18 protein-coding genes are annotated in these 16,050 nt (G+C 66.7%); 15 read left to right on the plus strand and 3 right to left on the minus strand.

What is annotated here, in order from left to right; genetic code table 11:
- Window positions 1-249: 249 nt before the first annotated feature.
- The 3 genes from A9K58_RS02500 to A9K58_RS02510 form a co-directional block, all read right to left on the minus strand.
- Complete coding sequence (locus A9K58_RS02500; RefSeq protein WP_065197838.1) at window positions 250-1,152, minus strand: sulfurtransferase; 903 nt, start codon at window positions 1,150-1,152, stop codon at window positions 250-252.
- A complete protein-coding gene (locus tag A9K58_RS02505) occupies window positions 1,149-1,952 on the minus strand; it encodes a CoA pyrophosphatase (RefSeq protein ID WP_065197839.1) in 804 nt (267 codons plus the stop codon). Before A9K58_RS02505 ends, A9K58_RS02500 begins: the two co-directional genes overlap by 4 nt.
- Window positions 1,953-2,077: 125 nt before the next feature.
- The gene (locus A9K58_RS02510; RefSeq protein WP_065197840.1) at window positions 2,078-2,779 is read right to left on the minus strand and encodes an FKBP-type peptidyl-prolyl cis-trans isomerase N-terminal domain-containing protein; all 702 of its coding nucleotides are present in this window, start codon (window positions 2,777-2,779) and stop codon (window positions 2,078-2,080) included.
- Between the two features lie 167 nt (window positions 2,780-2,946).
- Here A9K58_RS02510 and A9K58_RS02515 point away from each other — a divergent pair, with 167 nt between their 5' ends.
- The 15 genes from A9K58_RS02515 to rnt all read left to right on the plus strand — a co-directional run bounded on the left by A9K58_RS02515 (window position 2,947) and on the right by rnt (window position 16,031).
- Window positions 2,947-3,729 carry an enoyl-CoA hydratase/isomerase family protein gene (locus A9K58_RS02515; RefSeq protein WP_065197841.1) on the plus strand — a complete coding sequence of 261 codons (783 nt, stop codon included), beginning with the start codon at window positions 2,947-2,949 and terminating at the stop codon, window positions 3,727-3,729.
- A 4-nt stretch (window positions 3,730-3,733) separates the two neighbouring features.
- Entirely contained in the window at window positions 3,734-4,087 is a 354-nt protein-coding gene (locus A9K58_RS02520) for a hypothetical protein (RefSeq protein WP_065197842.1), read from the plus strand.
- A complete protein-coding gene (gene nth / locus A9K58_RS02525) occupies window positions 4,087-4,776 on the plus strand; it encodes an endonuclease III (RefSeq protein WP_065197843.1) in 690 nt (229 codons plus the stop codon). Before A9K58_RS02520 ends, nth begins: the two co-directional genes overlap by 1 nt.
- Window positions 4,777-4,988: 212 nt before the next feature.
- Window positions 4,989-6,200: an OprO/OprP family phosphate-selective porin gene (locus A9K58_RS02530; RefSeq protein WP_065197844.1), complete on the plus strand. Its 1,212-nt coding sequence runs from the start codon at window positions 4,989-4,991 to the stop codon at window positions 6,198-6,200.
- Between the two features lie 201 nt (window positions 6,201-6,401).
- Entirely contained in the window at window positions 6,402-7,418 is a 1,017-nt protein-coding gene (gene pstS, locus A9K58_RS02535; protein ID WP_065197845.1) for a phosphate ABC transporter substrate-binding protein PstS, read from the plus strand.
- Between the two features lie 409 nt (window positions 7,419-7,827).
- Window positions 7,828-8,913 carry a phosphate ABC transporter substrate-binding protein PstS gene (gene pstS / locus A9K58_RS02540; RefSeq protein WP_065197846.1) on the plus strand — a complete coding sequence of 362 codons (1,086 nt, stop codon included), beginning with the start codon at window positions 7,828-7,830 and terminating at the stop codon, window positions 8,911-8,913.
- Window positions 8,914-8,995: 82 nt separating this feature from the next.
- Window positions 8,996-9,964 (plus strand): phosphate ABC transporter permease subunit PstC, encoded by a 969-nt coding sequence (gene pstC / locus A9K58_RS02545; RefSeq protein ID WP_065197847.1) that lies wholly within the window; start codon window positions 8,996-8,998, stop codon window positions 9,962-9,964.
- On the plus strand, window positions 9,964-10,827 hold the full coding sequence (pstA, locus tag A9K58_RS02550) for a phosphate ABC transporter permease PstA (RefSeq protein WP_065197848.1): 864 nt from the start codon (window positions 9,964-9,966) through the stop codon (window positions 10,825-10,827). The genes pstC and pstA overlap by 1 nt, the downstream gene beginning before the upstream one ends.
- A 19-nt stretch (window positions 10,828-10,846) precedes the next feature.
- Complete coding sequence (gene pstB, locus A9K58_RS02555) at window positions 10,847-11,677, plus strand: phosphate ABC transporter ATP-binding protein PstB (protein ID WP_065197849.1); 831 nt, start codon at window positions 10,847-10,849, stop codon at window positions 11,675-11,677.
- 76 nt (window positions 11,678-11,753) lie between these two features.
- Entirely contained in the window at window positions 11,754-12,461 is a 708-nt protein-coding gene (phoU, locus tag A9K58_RS02560; protein WP_053518201.1) for a phosphate signaling complex protein PhoU, read from the plus strand.
- A gap of 223 nt (window positions 12,462-12,684) precedes the next feature.
- Entirely contained in the window at window positions 12,685-13,071 is a 387-nt protein-coding gene (locus tag A9K58_RS02565; RefSeq protein ID WP_065197850.1) for an HvfA family oxazolone/thioamide-modified RiPP metallophore, read from the plus strand.
- Window positions 13,058-13,933: an HvfB family MNIO-type RiPP peptide maturase gene (locus A9K58_RS02570; RefSeq protein WP_065197851.1), complete on the plus strand. Its 876-nt coding sequence runs from the start codon at window positions 13,058-13,060 to the stop codon at window positions 13,931-13,933. The genes A9K58_RS02565 and A9K58_RS02570 overlap by 14 nt, the downstream gene beginning before the upstream one ends.
- Window positions 13,926-14,681: an HvfC family RiPP maturation protein gene (locus A9K58_RS02575; RefSeq protein WP_065198130.1), complete on the plus strand. Its 756-nt coding sequence runs from the start codon at window positions 13,926-13,928 to the stop codon at window positions 14,679-14,681. The genes A9K58_RS02570 and A9K58_RS02575 overlap by 8 nt, the downstream gene beginning before the upstream one ends.
- Window positions 14,682-14,703: 22 nt before the next feature.
- Window positions 14,704-15,225 (plus strand): HvfX family Cu-binding RiPP maturation protein, encoded by a 522-nt coding sequence (locus tag A9K58_RS02580; protein WP_065197852.1) that lies wholly within the window; start codon window positions 14,704-14,706, stop codon window positions 15,223-15,225.
- A 221-nt stretch (window positions 15,226-15,446) separates the two neighbouring features.
- Window positions 15,447-16,031 carry a ribonuclease T gene (gene rnt, locus A9K58_RS02585; RefSeq protein ID WP_065197853.1) on the plus strand — a complete coding sequence of 195 codons (585 nt, stop codon included), beginning with the start codon at window positions 15,447-15,449 and terminating at the stop codon, window positions 16,029-16,031.
- Window positions 16,032-16,050: the final 19 nt, after the last annotated feature.

Here is a 16,050-nt window from a genome sequence, read left to right on the forward strand (position 1 = left end):
CCGGCCCAGCCGCTGGCGGCTGTGCGTTCGGGCGCTTGCGAAGCAGTGCTTCGCAAGCAAAGCGCCCTCACCCATGGGGGCTTGGCCGCGGCATCCATGCCGCGGACACCCGCAACCGGACCCACCCCGCCTTCGACAGATTTCTGCCGCTGTTGGTGGGTGCCGACCGTTGGTCGGCACGGAGTAGAATCGATCGGAATCTGCTTTTGTAGAGTCGAGCCATGCTCGACTGCTTTTTGCCAGGACCGCTCAGGCGCCGGTCGCCACCGGGCGGCTGCTGTCGCTCACCCAACCGCTCCACGAATCGGCATAGATGCGCGCGCCAGAGAGGCCGGCCGCTTCCATGGCCAGCAGCAGGTGGCAGGCGGTCACCCCGGAGCCGCACATCAGCACCACCTGCTGCGGGTCGCGATTGCCGATCACGCCCTGCAGTTCGGCGCGCAGTTCCTGTGCATCGCGCAGGCGGCCGTCGAGCACGTTCAGCGCGAACGGACGGTTGACCGCGCCCGGTACATGGCCGGCGACCGGATCCAGTGGCTCCACTTCCCCACGGAAGCGTTCGCCCGCGCGGGCATCGACCAGCCAGCCCGGCGCGTGCTTCAGACGTGTGGTGATTTCATCGGCATTGGCGATCTGGGTGGAGTCGAAACGGCCCGGGTAGGCCGGCAGCGCCGCGACGTTGCTCTGGCCGGTCGCCAGCGCGTGGCCGGCGGCCTGCCAGGCGGCAATGCCGCCATCGAGCACCGCCACTTTGCGGTGCCCGATCAGGCGCAGCAGCCACCACAGGCGTGCGGCGGCCATGCTGCCGTCGCTGCCGTCGTAGACCACCACCTGGGTGTCGGGCCCGATACCCCATTGGCCCAGCTTCCCGGCGAAGGCATCGCTGTCCGGCAGCGGATGGCGGCCGTGGCCAACACGTCCCAGGTCGGACAGGTCGCGATTGAGATCGGCGTATACCGCGCCCGGAACATGCCCTGCCAGATACTGGCTGCTTCCTGCCTGCGGATCGGCGAGCGAAGCACGGGCATCGACCACGCGCACGGCGGTGCTGGCGGTGGCGCGCGCATCGACCACGCGCACGCCTCCGCCCAATGCAGTGGCCAGGGTGGCGACATCGACCAGGGTGGTCCACGGCGGATCGATCGGCTTCATTGCACTTGCTCCAGGCGACGACGCAGGTTGTAGAGGATGGCCGCGGTCGCACCCCAGATGCGCTGGCCCGGCCAGCCATATTCAAGAACGTGGCGGACGCGGCCACGATGATTGATTTCGACCTGGCGCAGGCTGTCGGGGGCCATCAGGTAATCCAACGGCACCTCGAACACTTCGGCCACTTCACTGGGCTGCGGCACCGCCACGAAATCCGGATCGACCACCGCGACCACGGGTGTCACCCGGTAGCCGGTGATCGTCACGAAGGGGTCAAGATACCCCAGTGCCTGCACCTGGCCCGGCGCCAATGCGATCTCTTCCTGGCTCTCGCGCAGTGCGGCCGCCAGCGCGTCGCGGTCATCGGGTTCGGTGCGGCCCCCGGGGAACCCGACCTGGCCACCATGGGTGCGCAGTGTTTCGGTGCGACGGGTGAGGATCACCTGCGCGCCGTTGGCGCGCGGCACGATGCCGGCCAGCACCGCCGCTTCCACGGGCGGACCGGGGGGCAGCAGGTCGATCAGCTCGCTGCGGTTCCAGCCGTCGCCGGCAGGCGGTTCGGCCAACGGGTGCAACGCGCGCATCAAGCGCTCGTGGTCGGCCAGCGATCCGCGCAGTGACTGCTGCAATTGCTCGCGCAGCGGCTGCACGCGACGCAGGATACGGCTGCGTTCCGCGTTGCTCATCGATGACCACCGCGCGATCTCATCGATATGCCGCCCGCAGCCGGTGCATTGCCGGTCCGGACCCAGCGTGCACACTCCGATGCAGGGACTTGCGACAACACGCGCCGTTTCTTCCATTGTTTGCACCCGGCAACAGTAGCGCGATCGGGCTGAATTTGCGCGGGATCATGCAGCGCGCAGCACCCTGCGCAAACAAGAACGCGCCGGTGGGATCACCGGCGCGTTTCGTTTACTGCTTGGATTTACTTGACGCTGACCAGCTTGATCTCGAACTGCACGGCCACGTTCGGCGGGAACGGGGTGCGCGGGTCGGCACCGTAGGCCTGGTCCGGCGGCAGGGTGACTTCCCACTTCGAACCAGCCGGCATCTGCAGCAGGGTCTCGCGCATGGCCTTCATTTCGACTTCGCTGACCTTGATCGACGGGATCTGCTGGGCCGGGCGGGCCTCGGTCGGGCGCTGGCCGTACGGGAACGGACCGGCCACTTCCAGCTGCACGGTGCTGGCCTGGGTCGGCTTGGCGCCCTTGCCGGCTTCGATCACGCGGTACTGGACGCCGCTCGGCAGGGACTGCACGCCGGCCTTGGCCCGGTTCGCCGCAATGAACTGGTCGCTCTTGGTCTTGTTTTCGGCAGCGGCCTTTTCGTACTCGGCCTTGGCAGCCTGGGCACGGCCCTGCTCGCGCTTCTGGAAAGCTTCAACGGCCGGCTTCAGCTGCTCGGCGGTGATCGCCGGCTGCTTCTTGGCGTAGGCATCCTGCAGGCCCTTCACCACCGAGTTGATGTCCAGCTGCTCACCACGACCGGTCAGCTCCGCCAGGTTGTTGCCGTAGTCGTAACCGAAGTAGTAGCTCAGCTTGCCCTTTTCGGACGAAACGTCCTGGGCGAAGGCATTGCCCGTCAGGGCCAGGGCCGCGACGGCGACCGCGATAGAACGCAACTTCATCAAACAGTTCTCCAGGGGTGGTAACTCAGGGACGTTCTGCGCCGCCCTGAGGCGACGGGTTAGGATAACGGCCACAACGTGTAACCGCTACTCACCGCGCAGGCTATGACCCGTCTGCGTTCCGAGAGTTCAAAATCACTTATTTTTAACGTTTCAGGAGTTTCCCCGTGGCCGATGCCCTGATCGCTGTTGCCGACGACGGCGCCATCCGCACCGTGACCGTGCAGCGCCCGGACAAGCTCAACGCCCTCAATGCTGCGACCCTGCAGGCCCTGGCCGGGGCGTTCAAGGACGCTGCCGACGATCCGGCCGTGCGCGTGCTGATACTGACCGGCGCCGGGGCCAAGGCGTTCGTCGCCGGCGCCGACATCGCGGAGATGAACACCCTCAGCGCGGTTCAGGGACGTGATTTCTCGCTGCTCGGCCAGGCGCTGATGCGCCAGATCGAACGCATGCCCAAGCCGGTGATCGCCCGCATCAACGGTTTCGCGCTGGGCGGTGGCCTTGAACTGGCGATGGCCTGCCACCTTCGCATCGCGGCTGATAGCGCCAGGCTCGGCCAACCGGAAATCAACCTCGGCCTGATCCCCGGCTTCGGTGGCAGCCAGCGCCTGCTGCGCCTGTGCGGGCGTGCCGCCACCCTGGAACTGTGCCTGCTGGGCGCGCCGGTCGACGCGGCGCGTGCGCTGGCGCTTGGCATCGTCAACGAGGTGGTCCCCGCCGCCGGGCTGGATGATCGTGTCCAGGAGGTCGCCCGCCAGCTCGCGCGCTCGGCGCCGCTGGCCCTGCGCGGCCTGCTCGACGCCGTGCATGTGGGCGGCGAATGCAGCCTGGACGCGGGCCTGGAGTACGAAAGCGCGCAGTTCGGGCTGCTGTTCGCCACCGAAGACATGCGCGAAGGCACCAGCGCCTTCCTGCAGCGTCGCCCACCCGCTTTCCAGAACCGCTGACGGCATGGCTTCCCGACCCGATCCCGCCCAGTTGTTTGCCCAGGTCCAGGCGGACGATATCGATGGCGCGCTGCAGGCCGGGCTGATGGACTACGTCGCCCAGCCTGGTGATGACCGGCTGCTGCCCGGGCACCCGGATCTTCCGCATCGCCTCGGCCAGGCCCAGCAACAGCTGCGTCGTGCCTGGGCCGCGCGCGAACGCTACCGCGCCCGTGCGGTACGCCTGGCGCGCCGGGAGGCGGAGCGCGATGCGCGCCGCACGCCGCGCCCGGCACCGGACGTGAAGCCTGCCCTGCCCGCCGCAGCTGCTGCCATCCTCGCCCGGGCCAAGGCCCGCGCCGCCAGCAAGGAACCGTAATGCCCCCTGCGAAGAAGACCCCGCGTGCACCGGTTCGGCGCGGCGGCACGATGCCGCGCGCCGACGTGGTGGAAATGTTCACCCGCCTGCGTGAACTCAATCCGCATCCGAAAACGGAACTGGAATACAGCACGCCGTTCGAACTGCTGGTGGCCGTCGCACTTTCGGCACAGGCCACCGACGTCGGCGTCAACAAGGCCACGCGTCGCCTGTTCCCGGTCGCCAACACGCCGGCGAAGATCCTCGCGCTCGGCGAAGAAGGACTGAAGCGGTACATCTCCACCATCGGCTTGTTCAATGCCAAGGCAAGGAACGTGATCGCCACCTGCGCAATCCTGCTGGACAAGCATGGCGGCGAAGTGCCGCGCGACCGGGCAGCGCTGGAGGCGCTGCCCGGCGTCGGCCGCAAGACCGCCAACGTCGTGCTCAATACCGCGTTCGGCGAGCCGGTGATGGCGGTGGATACGCACATCTTCCGTGTTGCCAACCGTACCGGGCTGGCCCCGGGCAGCAACGTGCGCGAAGTGGAAGACAAGCTGGTGAAGGTGATTCCCGCCGAGTTCCTGCTTGACGCGCACCACTGGCTGATCCTGCACGGCCGTTATGTCTGCAAGGCACGCAAGCCGGATTGCCCCGGCTGCGTGATCGCCGACCTGTGCCGGTTCAAGGAAAAGACCGTGGCGGCGTGAGCCGCGCCGCGCCCGGAAGATCCGCCCCTGCCGGGCGTGGAGCTACTGCAACCGGGACGCAATGCAGGCGTCACACGTAACCGGTTTCATTGGAGCGCCCCAACGCCATGGGGCCTGCGGCGGCGCACGGCCGCGCGCGGGCTGTCACATTTACGCAATCTTCACCTTCTAGCCTGCGCGCATCTTCCCACCCGCCTGCAAGGCTCCTCTCCATGAAACTGCATCACCACCTTCTGACTGCCGCCGTGGTCGCTGCGCTGTACGTGCCGGCCGCCCACGCCGAAGTCGCCATCGATGTGATCGGCGGTTCGGAAATCACCTTCGAAGGCCTGGTCCAGGCCGATGGCAACTGGTTCGACAACGATGTGGCCGACCTCAACGGCGGTGACGCCGGCAACGGCAAGAACAGCGAGTTCGAGCTGCGCCGCGCCGAGCTGGTGCTCAAGGGCAAGGGCCCGGGCAACATGGAGTGGGTCGTCGGCTACGACGCCAAGGCCGACAAGTTCCTCGACACCAACGTCAAGTACAAGCTGCTGGGCAACGCCAGCCACTTCATCCAGGTCGGCCAGTTCAAGCAGCCCAACAGCCTGGAAGAACTGTCCAGCACCAAGAACAACGACTTCATCTCCAAGGCGGCGGTCACCAATACCTACGCCGTGGCCCGCCGCCTGGGTGGCGCCTACAGCTATGGGCAGGACAACTGGTCGGTCACCGCCAGCGCCTTCGGCCGCGAGCTGACCCGCAACCTGGCCCACGGCAGCGGCTACGGCGCGCGCGGCACCTGGGCGCCCATCAACGAGAAGGGCCAGGTGCTGCACTTCGGCCTGAGCTATGTCGACTATGACGCTGACGCCGATACCCTGCGCGTGCGTGCCCGCCCGAATGCGGACCTGGCCACCGTGCGCCTGGTCGACAGCGGCAACATGACCGACACCGATCGCGTCCGCACCATCGGCGCCGAGGCGATGTACTTCCAGGGCCCGTTCAAGGCCCAGGCCGAGTACTACACCAGCAAGGCCAAGCGCTACGACCACGACAACTACACCAGCGACGGCTACTACGTCAGCGGCGTGTGGAACGTGACCGGCGAGAGCTGGAGCTACAAGGGCGGCACCCCGGGTACCGGCCTGCCGAACAACCCGGCCGGCGGCCAGTGGCAGCTGGGCGTGCGCTACGACCACATGGACCTGAACGACGGCAACCTCGCCGCCAACCCGGTCGCCGGACGTCCGCCGATCGTCGACGGCGTGCTCGGCGGCAAGATGGACATCTGGACCGTCGGCGCCAACTGGTACTGGCGCTCCAATTTCAAGCTGATGCTGAACTACGTGATGGTCGACAGCAAGAAGTACAGTTCCAGCGCCCGCGGCTTCGTCAATGACGATCCGAACATCCTGGAAGCCCGCGCGCAGTTCTTCTGGTAAGCCATCGCGCCGCTGCGTCGCACTCTCCAGGGGCATGGCGGATCGCCATGCCCCTGCCACGCAGGTCGCACTCGCCTTTCCCAGGCCTCGTCCATGTCACATCGCCGTCATATGACAGACCTTCCGATGTCACGTGATCGTTATGCAATGTGCACCGAAACGTCGGGCCACCGCCCCTCGACCACTCCAGGAGTTCCTCCCGTGATCCACGCCTTCAAGTCACGCGCCGCTGTCGCCATCCTGGCAGCGTCGTCCGTGTTCGCCGCCAATGCCGCCGACATCACCGGCGCGGGCGCATCGTTCATCTACCCCGTGATGTCCAAGTGGTCGGCCGATTACAGCGCCGCCACCGGCAAGAAGGTCAACTACCAGTCGATCGGCTCCGGCGGCGGCATCGCCCAGATCAAGGCCAAGACGGTTGATTTCGGCTCCTCCGATGCGCCGCTGAAGCCGGAAGACCTGGCTGCTTCGGGCCTGGCCCAGTTCCCGTCGGTGATCGGCGGCGTGGTGCCGGTGGTCAACGTCGCCGGAATCGCGCCGGGTGCCCTGAAACTGGACGGTCCGGTGCTGGCCAACATCTTCCTGGGCAAGATCAAGACCTGGAACGACCCGGCCATCGCCGCACTGAACCCCGGCCTGGCCCTGCCGAACGCCAAGGTCACCGTCGTGCACCGTTCGGATGGCTCGGGCACCACGTTCAACTTCGTCAACTACCTGTCCAAGGTCAGCCCGGAGTGGAAGAACTCGGTCGGCGAAGGCACGTCCGTGCAGTGGCCGGCCGGCATCGGCGGCAAGGGCAACGAAGGCGTCGCCGCCTACGTCAAGCAGATCAAGGGCGGCATCGGCTACGTCGAACTGTCCTACGCGCTGCAGAACAGGCTGTCGTACACCGCGATGAAGAACGCCGCCGGCCGCTTCGTACAGCCGAGCGATACCTCGTTCGCCGCCGCCGCCGCCAGCGCCGACTGGGCCAATGCCCGCGACTTCTACCTGGTGATGACCAACGCCCCGGGTGCCGAGTCCTGGCCGATCACCGCCACCAACTTCATCCTGGTGCAGAAGACGCCGAAGAGCGCTGCCAACGGCAAGGCCACCCAGGAGTTCTTCCGTTGGGTCTACAGCAACGGCGACGCACAGGCCCGCCAGCTGGATTACGTGCCGCTGCCCGACAGCCTGGTCCGCCAGATCGAGACCTACTGGACGCAGAACCTGAAGTAAGCACTTTCCCCCGCAGGAGCGGGGCCGGCGGGTCCTCTCTCCCCCGCCGGCCCCAACCGGGCGCGAGATCCTCGAGATCTCGCGCTCTTCTTGTTTTCGGGGATGCACCTGCCTCTGTAGAGCCGAGCCACGCTCGGCTGCGCTCTGGAGCGCACGGACCAACGATCCGCAGCTACCGAGGGCAGGGAACAGCCGAGCGAGGGCTCGGCTCCACCTTGCACCGGCCGTCATATCGGTGCGCAGATCCGGGGTTTCCGGGCCCCGGCCGGATCGGCGCCGACCCTGTGAAACCCTTGTCAGAACGTGATCCAGGACACCTCTGTCATGGACGTCATACGGTTGTAACAAAAACATCATTTCATAGCCGCATCCGCCGACGACGTCGGCTCTTCCCCGCTATGGAGTGACCATGAAACTGCACTCGGCCGGCCTTGCCGCCCTTTCCCTGGCCATCGCCCTGGGCCTGTCCGCCTGCGGTGGCGACAAGCAGGCTGCGCAGCCGGCCGCCGACGGTACCACCGCCCCGGCTGCTGCCGGCGCCAAGGTGACCGCCGAAGTGTCCGGCGCGGGCGCATCCTTCATTTTCCCGCTGGTTTCCAAGTGGTCGGCTGATTACAACGCCGCCACCGGCGCCAAGATCAACTACCAGTCGATCGGTTCGGGCGGTGGCATCGCGCAGATCAAGGCCGGCACTGTCGATTTCGGTTCCTCCGACAAGCCGCTGGCCAGCGAAGAGCTGGCCCAGGCTGGCCTGGCCCAGTTCCCGTCCGCCATCGGCGGCGTGGTGCCGGTGGTCAACATCGAAGGCCTGGAAGCCGGCAAGCTGCGCCTGAGCGGCGCCCTGCTCGCCGACATCTTCCTGGGCAAGGTCAAGACCTGGAATGACCCCGCCATCGCTGCCGCCAACCCGGGCGTGACGCTGCCTGACGGCAAGATCACCCTGGTCCACCGCTCGGATGGTTCTGGCACCACCTTCAACTTCTCCAATTACCTGTCCAAGGTCAGCCCGGAATGGAAGACCAAGGTCGGCGAAGGCACCTCGGTGCAGTGGCCGGACGGTGTCGGTGGCAAGGGCAATGAAGGCGTCGCCTCGTACGTGAAGCAGATCAAGGGCTCGATCGGCTACGTCGAGCTGGCCTACGCGCTGCAGAACGGCATGCCGTACACCGCCATGCAGAATGCGGCCGGCAACTGGGTCGAACCGAACGCGGAGACCTTCGCTGCGGCAGCCGCCAGCGCCGACTGGGCCAACGCCAAGGACTTCAACCTGGTCATCACCAATGCGCCGGGCGAACAGGCGTGGCCGATCACCGCCACCAACTTCATGCTGATGCAGAAGCAGCCGAAGGACGCCAAGCGCAACCAGGACACCCTGGCCTTCTTCAAGTGGGCCTTCGAGAACGGCCAGGCCCAGGCCAACGAACTGCACTACGTGCCGCTGCCGGCCGAGCTGGTCAAGCAGATCGAGGCCTACTGGGCGACCGACCTGAAGTGAGGGACACCACGGTGCCCGCCGCGTGCGGGCACCGTCGCTTCCACGCCGTAACGCCCCGCCCTTTCCTGGCCCTGCCGTCCCCATGAATGCCATCGCCCAGCCTGCAGCCGTCCCGTCCACGCGCGATGCGCGTGATGCCCGCAACGACAAACTGTTCCGATGGGTGCTGGTCGGCACCGTCATCTTCGTCCTGATCGCCCTGGCCTGCGCCGCGCTGTCGATGCTGTGGGGCGGCCGCCATGCCCTGCAGATGCAGGGCCTGAGCTTCTTCTTCTCCGCCGACTGGAATCCGGTCGAGAACAAATTCGGCGCCCTGGCGCCGATCTATGGCACCCTGGTCACCGCCGTCATCGCGATGGTCATCGCCGTGCCGGTCAGCTTTGGCATCGCCTTCTTCCTGACCGAGGTCGCGCCGCGCTGGCTGCGTGGCCCGGTCGGAACCGCCATCGAACTGCTGGCCGGCATCCCGTCGATCATCTACGGCATGTGGGGCCTGTTCGTGCTGGTGCCGGTGATGACCGAATACGTAACCCCGTTCCTCAACGAGACTCTGGGTGAATGGCCAGTGATCGGCCCGCTGTTCCAGGGCCCGCCACTGGGCATCGGCATGCTCACCGCCGGTTTCGTGCTGGCCATCATGGTCATCCCGTTCATCTCCTCGGTGATGCGCGAAGTATTCCTGACCGTGCCGACCCGCCTGAAGGAGTCGGCCTACGCGCTGGGCTCCACCAAGTGGGAAGTGAGCTGGGACATCGTCCTGCCCTATACCCGCTCTGCGGTGATCGGTGGCATCTTCCTCGGCCTCGGCCGCGCCCTGGGCGAGACGATGGCAGTAGCCTTCGTGATCGGCAACAGCGTGCGCCTGTCGCCGTCGCTGCTGGAACCGGGCACCACCATCGCCGCACTGATCGCCAACGATTTCGGCGAAGCAACCGAAACCTACCGTTCGGCCCTGCTCCTGCTCGGCTTCGTGCTGTTCATCGTCACCTTCGTGGTACTGGCGATTGCCCGCCTGATGCTGATGCGCCTGTCCCGCAAGGAGGGCAACTGATGTCCACTACTGCTGATTCGCTGTACCTGCGCCGCCGCATCGGCAACGTCGTTGCCATCGCCGCGTCCTGCGCCACTGCCCTGTTCGGCCTTTTCTTCCTCGGCTGGATCCTGTTCACCCTGGCGGCCAAGGGCCTGGCCGGCATCAACTGGAACCTGTTCACCCAGATGACGCCGCCGCCGATGCAGGAAGGCGGCCTGGCCAATGCCTTCTTCGGCAGCGCCGTGATGTGTGCGCTGGCCATCGGCATCGGCACCCCGCTGGGCGTGCTCGCCGGCACCTGGCTGGCCGAATACGGCAACGCCCGCAAGGCCGGTACCGTGGTCCGCTTCGTCAATGACATCCTGCTGTCGGCGCCGTCGATCGTGCTCGGCCTGTTCGTGTACACCCTGTACGTGATGCAGACCGGCGGCAACTTCTCGGCATTCGCCGGTGCGCTGTCGCTGGCTTTCATCGTGCTGCCGGTGGTGGTGCGTACCACCGACGAGATGCTGCGCCTGGTGCCCTCGCAGATGCGCGAGGCAGCACTGTCGCTGGGCATCCCGCAGTGGAAGGTGATCGTGCAGGTGCTGTACCGCAGTGCGTCGGCCGGCATCATCACCGGCATCCTGCTGGCCCTGGCCCGCATCTCGGGCGAAACCGCCCCGCTGCTGTTCACCGCCTTCGGCAACCAGTACTGGAACAACAACATCTTCCAGCCGATGGCCTCGGTGCCGGTGGTGATGAACCAGTTCGCCGGCAGCCCGTATGAATCCTGGCAGGTGCTGGCCTGGGCCGGCGCCCTGGTGCTGACCGTCTTCGTGCTGCTGGTCAGCCTTGCCGCCCGCGGCATCCTGCTGCGCAACCGTATCTCCCATGACTGACCTTTCCGTGGAAACCGCCATGAACGACCTCTCCAACGCCGTGCCGATGCAGCGCATCGCCGTGCCGGCCTCGCACGAGAACCTGCACACGCCGGCCCCGGTCAAGCTTGCCGCGCGTGGACTGGACTTCTACTACGACAAGTTCCACGCCCTGAAGGGCATCAACCTCGAGATTCCGGAAAAGCGCGTGACCGCGCTGATCGGTCCCTCCGGTTGCGGCAAGTCGACCCTGCTGCGCATCTTCAACCGCATCTACGCGCTGTACCCGAAGCTGGAAGCGCGCGGTGAGGTGCTGCTGGACGGCGAGAACATCCTGTCACCGAAGTACCCGATGAACCGCCTGCGCAGCAAGGTCGGCATGGTGTTCCAGAAGCCGGTGCCGTTCCCGATGACGATCTTCGAGAACGTCGCCTATGGCATCCGCCACCATGAGAAGTTGAGCAAGGCCGACATGGCCGACCGCGTCGAGCAGGCGCTGCGCCAGGGTGCGCTCTGGGACGAAGTGAAGGACAAGCTCAACCAGAGCGCGCTGGGCCTGTCCGGCGGACAGCAGCAGCGCCTGTGCATCGCGCGTGCCGTCGCACTGCGCCCGGACGTGCTGCTGCTGGACGAGCCGACCTCGGCGCTGGACCCGATCTCCACCAGCCGCATCGAGCAGCTGGTCGAAGAGCTGAAGAACGACTACACGATCGTGATCGTGACGCACAACATGCAGCAGGCCGCGCGCGTATCCGACTACACGGCCTTCATGTACCTGGGCGACCTGATCGAGCACGACCGCACCGAAGTGATCTTCTCGCAGCCCTCCAAGCAGCAGACCGAGGACTACATCACCGGCCGCTTCGGCTGAAACGTCAGTCGAGCATGGCTCGACTCCGCAGACAACGCCAGTCGAGCATGGCTCGGCTCTACAGAGTGGAACAACCATGAATCTTCCCAACGACCACATCGTCAAGAGCTACGACGAAGAGCAGCAGCGCCTGGTGGCCGAAATCGTGCGCATGGGCGAGATGGCCGTCGCCCAGCTCGAAGCCTCGATGGACGTGATCGAGAAGCGCGACGAGAACGCCGCCCACCGGATCATCGCCAACGACGAAGCGATCGACGCGCTGGAACAGCAGATCAGCCATGACGTGATGCGCCTGGCGCTGCGCGGCCCGATGGCGCGCGACCTGCGCGAGATCCTGGCGGGCCTGCGCATCCCGGCCGACATCGAGCGTATTGGCGACTATGCGGCCAACGTTGCCAAGCGTTCGATCGCGCTGGGCAAGGTACCGCCGCTGCCGCAGATCCAGGGCCTGCGTGCGCTGGGCCGGCTGGCCGCGCAGCAGGTCCGCCGTGCCATCGCCGCCTACCGCGACAACGATGCCGAGGCCGCCCTGGCCCTGCGCGAAGACGACGCGCGCCTGGATGCGCAGTACACCGCGCTGTTCCGCGAGCTGTTGACCTACATGATGGAAGATCCGCGCAACATCACGCCGTGTACTCATCTGCTGTTCATGGCCAAGAATCTGGAGCGCGTGGGTGACCATGCCACCAACATCGCCGAGAACGTGTGGTTCCTGGTGCATGGCGAGCAGCCCCTGCCGCCGCGTGAGAAGCGCGACGAGACGTCCAGCACCGGCCAGCCTTGATGCTGCATCGCAACAGCCGGGTCGGCCACAGAGGGCCGCTGTCTTGATGACAGCGGCCCTCTGTGTTTCCGGGGGGCTGGTCTTGCCCCGCACGCTACGCCTGGATGCCCGTCGGCGGCAAATCTCACGAAAATTTGAGTTCTTGGCGAGGATTCGTTGAGTAGGATCGCTACACCATCGACTCACCCCGGGCGCACCCGCCCACCACCCAGGAGCAAGACTGATGAGCAGTCCCAACAAGACCCTGTCCCTGCTGACCGCTACCGCCCTGGCCACCGGCCTGGGCATGGCCGCCAATGCCTCGGCCCTGAGCATGAGCGATCTGGCGCAGGGCTATCTGATTGCAGGCCAGGCGGCCGGCCAGGCCGCCGGCAAGACCGCCGAAGGCAAGTGCGGCGAAGGCAAGTGTGGTGCCGACAAGGGCACGGCCGGCGAGCACGCCACTGCCGGTGCCGCTGCGGGCAAGGCCGTCGAGGGCAAGTGTGGGGAAGGCAAGTGCGGCGCAGACAAGGGCAAGACCGCAACCGGCACTGCCGCCGGTGCCAGGACCGGCGACACGAAGTCGGCTGAAGGCAAGTGTGGCGAAGGCAAGTGCGGTGGCAAGCACTGACGCACGCGCCGGCGTCGTCCACCCGCGGTCGCCGCTCCCTGCGGCGGCCGCCGGGCTGGGCCTGCGCCGCGCATTGCTGCAGGATCTGCGTGACGCCGAAGGCGGCGACTTCGATTTCCTCGAATGCGCGCCGGAGAACTGGATCGGCGTCGGCGGTCCGGCCGGCGACGCGTTGGCCGAACTGGCACAGCGCCATCCGCTGAGCTGTCATGGCCTGTCGCTGTCACTGGGCGGGAGCGCACCGTTGGACACGCAGCTGCTCGAGAAGATCGGCCAGTTCCTGGAGCAGCACCGCGTACCGCTGTACAGCGAGCACCTGAGCTACTGCAGTGACGACGGCCACCTGTACGACCTGCTGCCAATTCCGTTCACCGACGAGGCGGTACGCCATACCGCCGCGCGCATCGCCCGCGTCCAGGACCTGCTCGGCCGCCGTATCGCGGTGGAGAATGTGTCCTACTACCTCGCACCGGAACCGGCGATGGACGAACTGGCCTTCACCAATGCGGTGCTTGCCGAAGCCGACTGCGACCTGTTGCTGGACGTCAACAACGTCTATGTCAACGCGTGCAACCACGGCTACGACGCCGACACCTTCATCGCCGGCCTGCCTGCACAGCGCATCGTCTGCCTGCACGTGGCCGGCCACCTGGATGAGGCTCCGGACCTGAAGATCGATACGCATGGCAGTGCGGTGATCGACCCGGTCTGGGCGCTGCTGGCGCGCACCTACGCGCGCATCGGCGCACGTCCCACCCTGCTCGAGCGCGATTTCAATTTCCCGCCCTACGTCGAACTGCTGGCGGAACTGGAGACCATCCGCCGGCTGCAGGCGACCCATGCCGGGGGCGCACATGGCTGATGCACCGGAAACACTGCGCGCGCAGCAGCAGGCATTCACCGCGCACCTGCGCGACCCGCAGGCGGTCGCCGCACCGCCCGGGCTGGAGCCACGGCGGGTGGCGATATACCAGCGGTTGCTGTTCAACAACCTGCTCGGCCTGCTGGGCAACGGCTTTCCGGTCTGCGTGCGCCTGCTGGGCGAACCGGCCTGGAGCGGACTGGTGCGCCGGTATTTCGCCACGCATCACTGCCAGACCCCGTTGTTCACCGAACTGGCCGCCGAATTCGTGGAGTGGCTGCAGGCGCAGCCCCAGCTGCCGCATCCGGCACTGGCCGAGCTGGCGCATTACGAGTGGGTTGAAACGGCGCTGTACCAGCTGCCCGCCGAACCGCTTCCACCGGCCGGTGACATCGATCCGCTGGAGGAACCGCTGCGGCGCTCGCCCGTGGCCTGGCCGCTGCTCTACCGGTGGCCGGTCCATCGCCTCGGTGCCGAAGATGCGCCCTCGCAACCGCCGCCCGAACCGACCGGCCTGCTGGTACGCCGCGAAGCCGACGGCCAGGTGCGGTTCGCCACGCTCAGCCCGCTGGCCGTCCATCTGCTGTCCAGCATCGGTGAACAGCCCGGCCTGCCTGGCCGCGCCTACCTGCAGCAGCTCGCCATCACCCATGGCCTGGACGAAGAAACCCTGGCGGGGCCGGGCTCGGCGCTGCTGCTGCAGTTCCTGCGGGCCGGTGTGGTCGGCCCGATCGCCCCCCCGCCCTGACCCCTTCCACGGAGAGAGCCCGATGAAACTTCCGACCCTGGCCAGCGCGCGTGGCCAGCTGGACCGCCTTGGCCCCTGGCTTGCCCCGCTCGGCCTGCGCCTGTTGCTGGCGTGGGAGTATTTCGAGTCCGGCCGCGAGAAACTGCTGGGCCAGAACTGGTTTTCCGACCTGCAGGACGCGTTTCCGTTCCCGTTCGACCAATTGCCGGCCACGCTGAACTGGCAGCTGGCGACCTGGTTCGAACTGGTGGGCGCAGCCTGCCTGCTGTTGGGCTTGGGCACCCGGTTCGCGGCAGCCAGCCTGCTGGCGCTGACGGTGGTGGCCACCTATGCGGTGCACTGGCCGGCGGAATGGAATTCGCTGGGTGAACTGGCGATGGGTTACGCGATCAGCGACCAGGGCTTCGGCAATTTCAAGCTGCCCGTGCTGTTCATGGCCATGTTGCTGCCCCTGCTGTTCACCGGTGGCGGAAAGCTGAGCCTGGATGCTTGGCTGGCGCGCTGGTATCCCTCGGCCACGGTGGCACGGCCCGCGGCCAGGTAGGTCGGTACGCCGTGTGCCAACCCAGGTTGGCACCTACCGGCGTCCCGGGCATCTGCTACTCCGAAGGTGTCGGCCTGGCTCGACACACGCCCACGCAGGGCCCCGTACATCATGGGCCCGCCGGGCGCTCAGGGCCGCTCTGCTAGAATTCACTCATGACAGCTCCCCCCCCCGCACCTGCCGCCGCCCTTGATTCCGCAATACCGCAGGCGCAACGTGCGATGTCACAGCGCTTCCGCGGCTTCCTGCCGGTGGTGGTGGACGTGGAAACCGGTGGCTTCGACAGCCAGCGCAACGCCCTGCTGGAAATCGCTGCGGTGCCCATCGAGATGGACGAGAACGGCCTGCTCTATCCCGGGCAGACCGCCAGCGCCCATGTGGTTCCGGCCGAGGGGCTGGAGATCGACCCGAAGTCGCTTGAAGTGACCGGTATCATCCTCGATCACCCGTTCCGCCTGGCCAAGGAAGAGAAGGCGGCACTGGACCACATCTTCGTCCCGGTGCGCGCGGCGATGAAGAAGTACGGTTGCCAGCGCGCGATCCTGGTCGGCCATAACGCGCATTTCGACCTTGGCTTCGTCAATGCCGCCGTGGCGCGCACCGGCCACAAGCGCAATCCGTTCCATCCGTTCAGCGTGTTCGACACAGTGACCCTGGCCGGTATCGCCTACGGCCAGACAGTGCTGGCGCGCGCGGCCAATGCCGCCGGGCTGGGCTGGGATGCCAACGAGGCGCACAGCGCGGTGTACGACACCGAGCAGACCGCGCGCCTGTTCTGCACGATCGCCAACGCCTGGCCGCGGTGAGACAGCCAACGGCGGAGCC

Origin of the sequence: Stenotrophomonas maltophilia (assembly GCF_001676385.1) — a bacterium.
Classification (GTDB): Bacteria; Pseudomonadota; Gammaproteobacteria; order Xanthomonadales; family Xanthomonadaceae; genus Stenotrophomonas; species Stenotrophomonas maltophilia_J.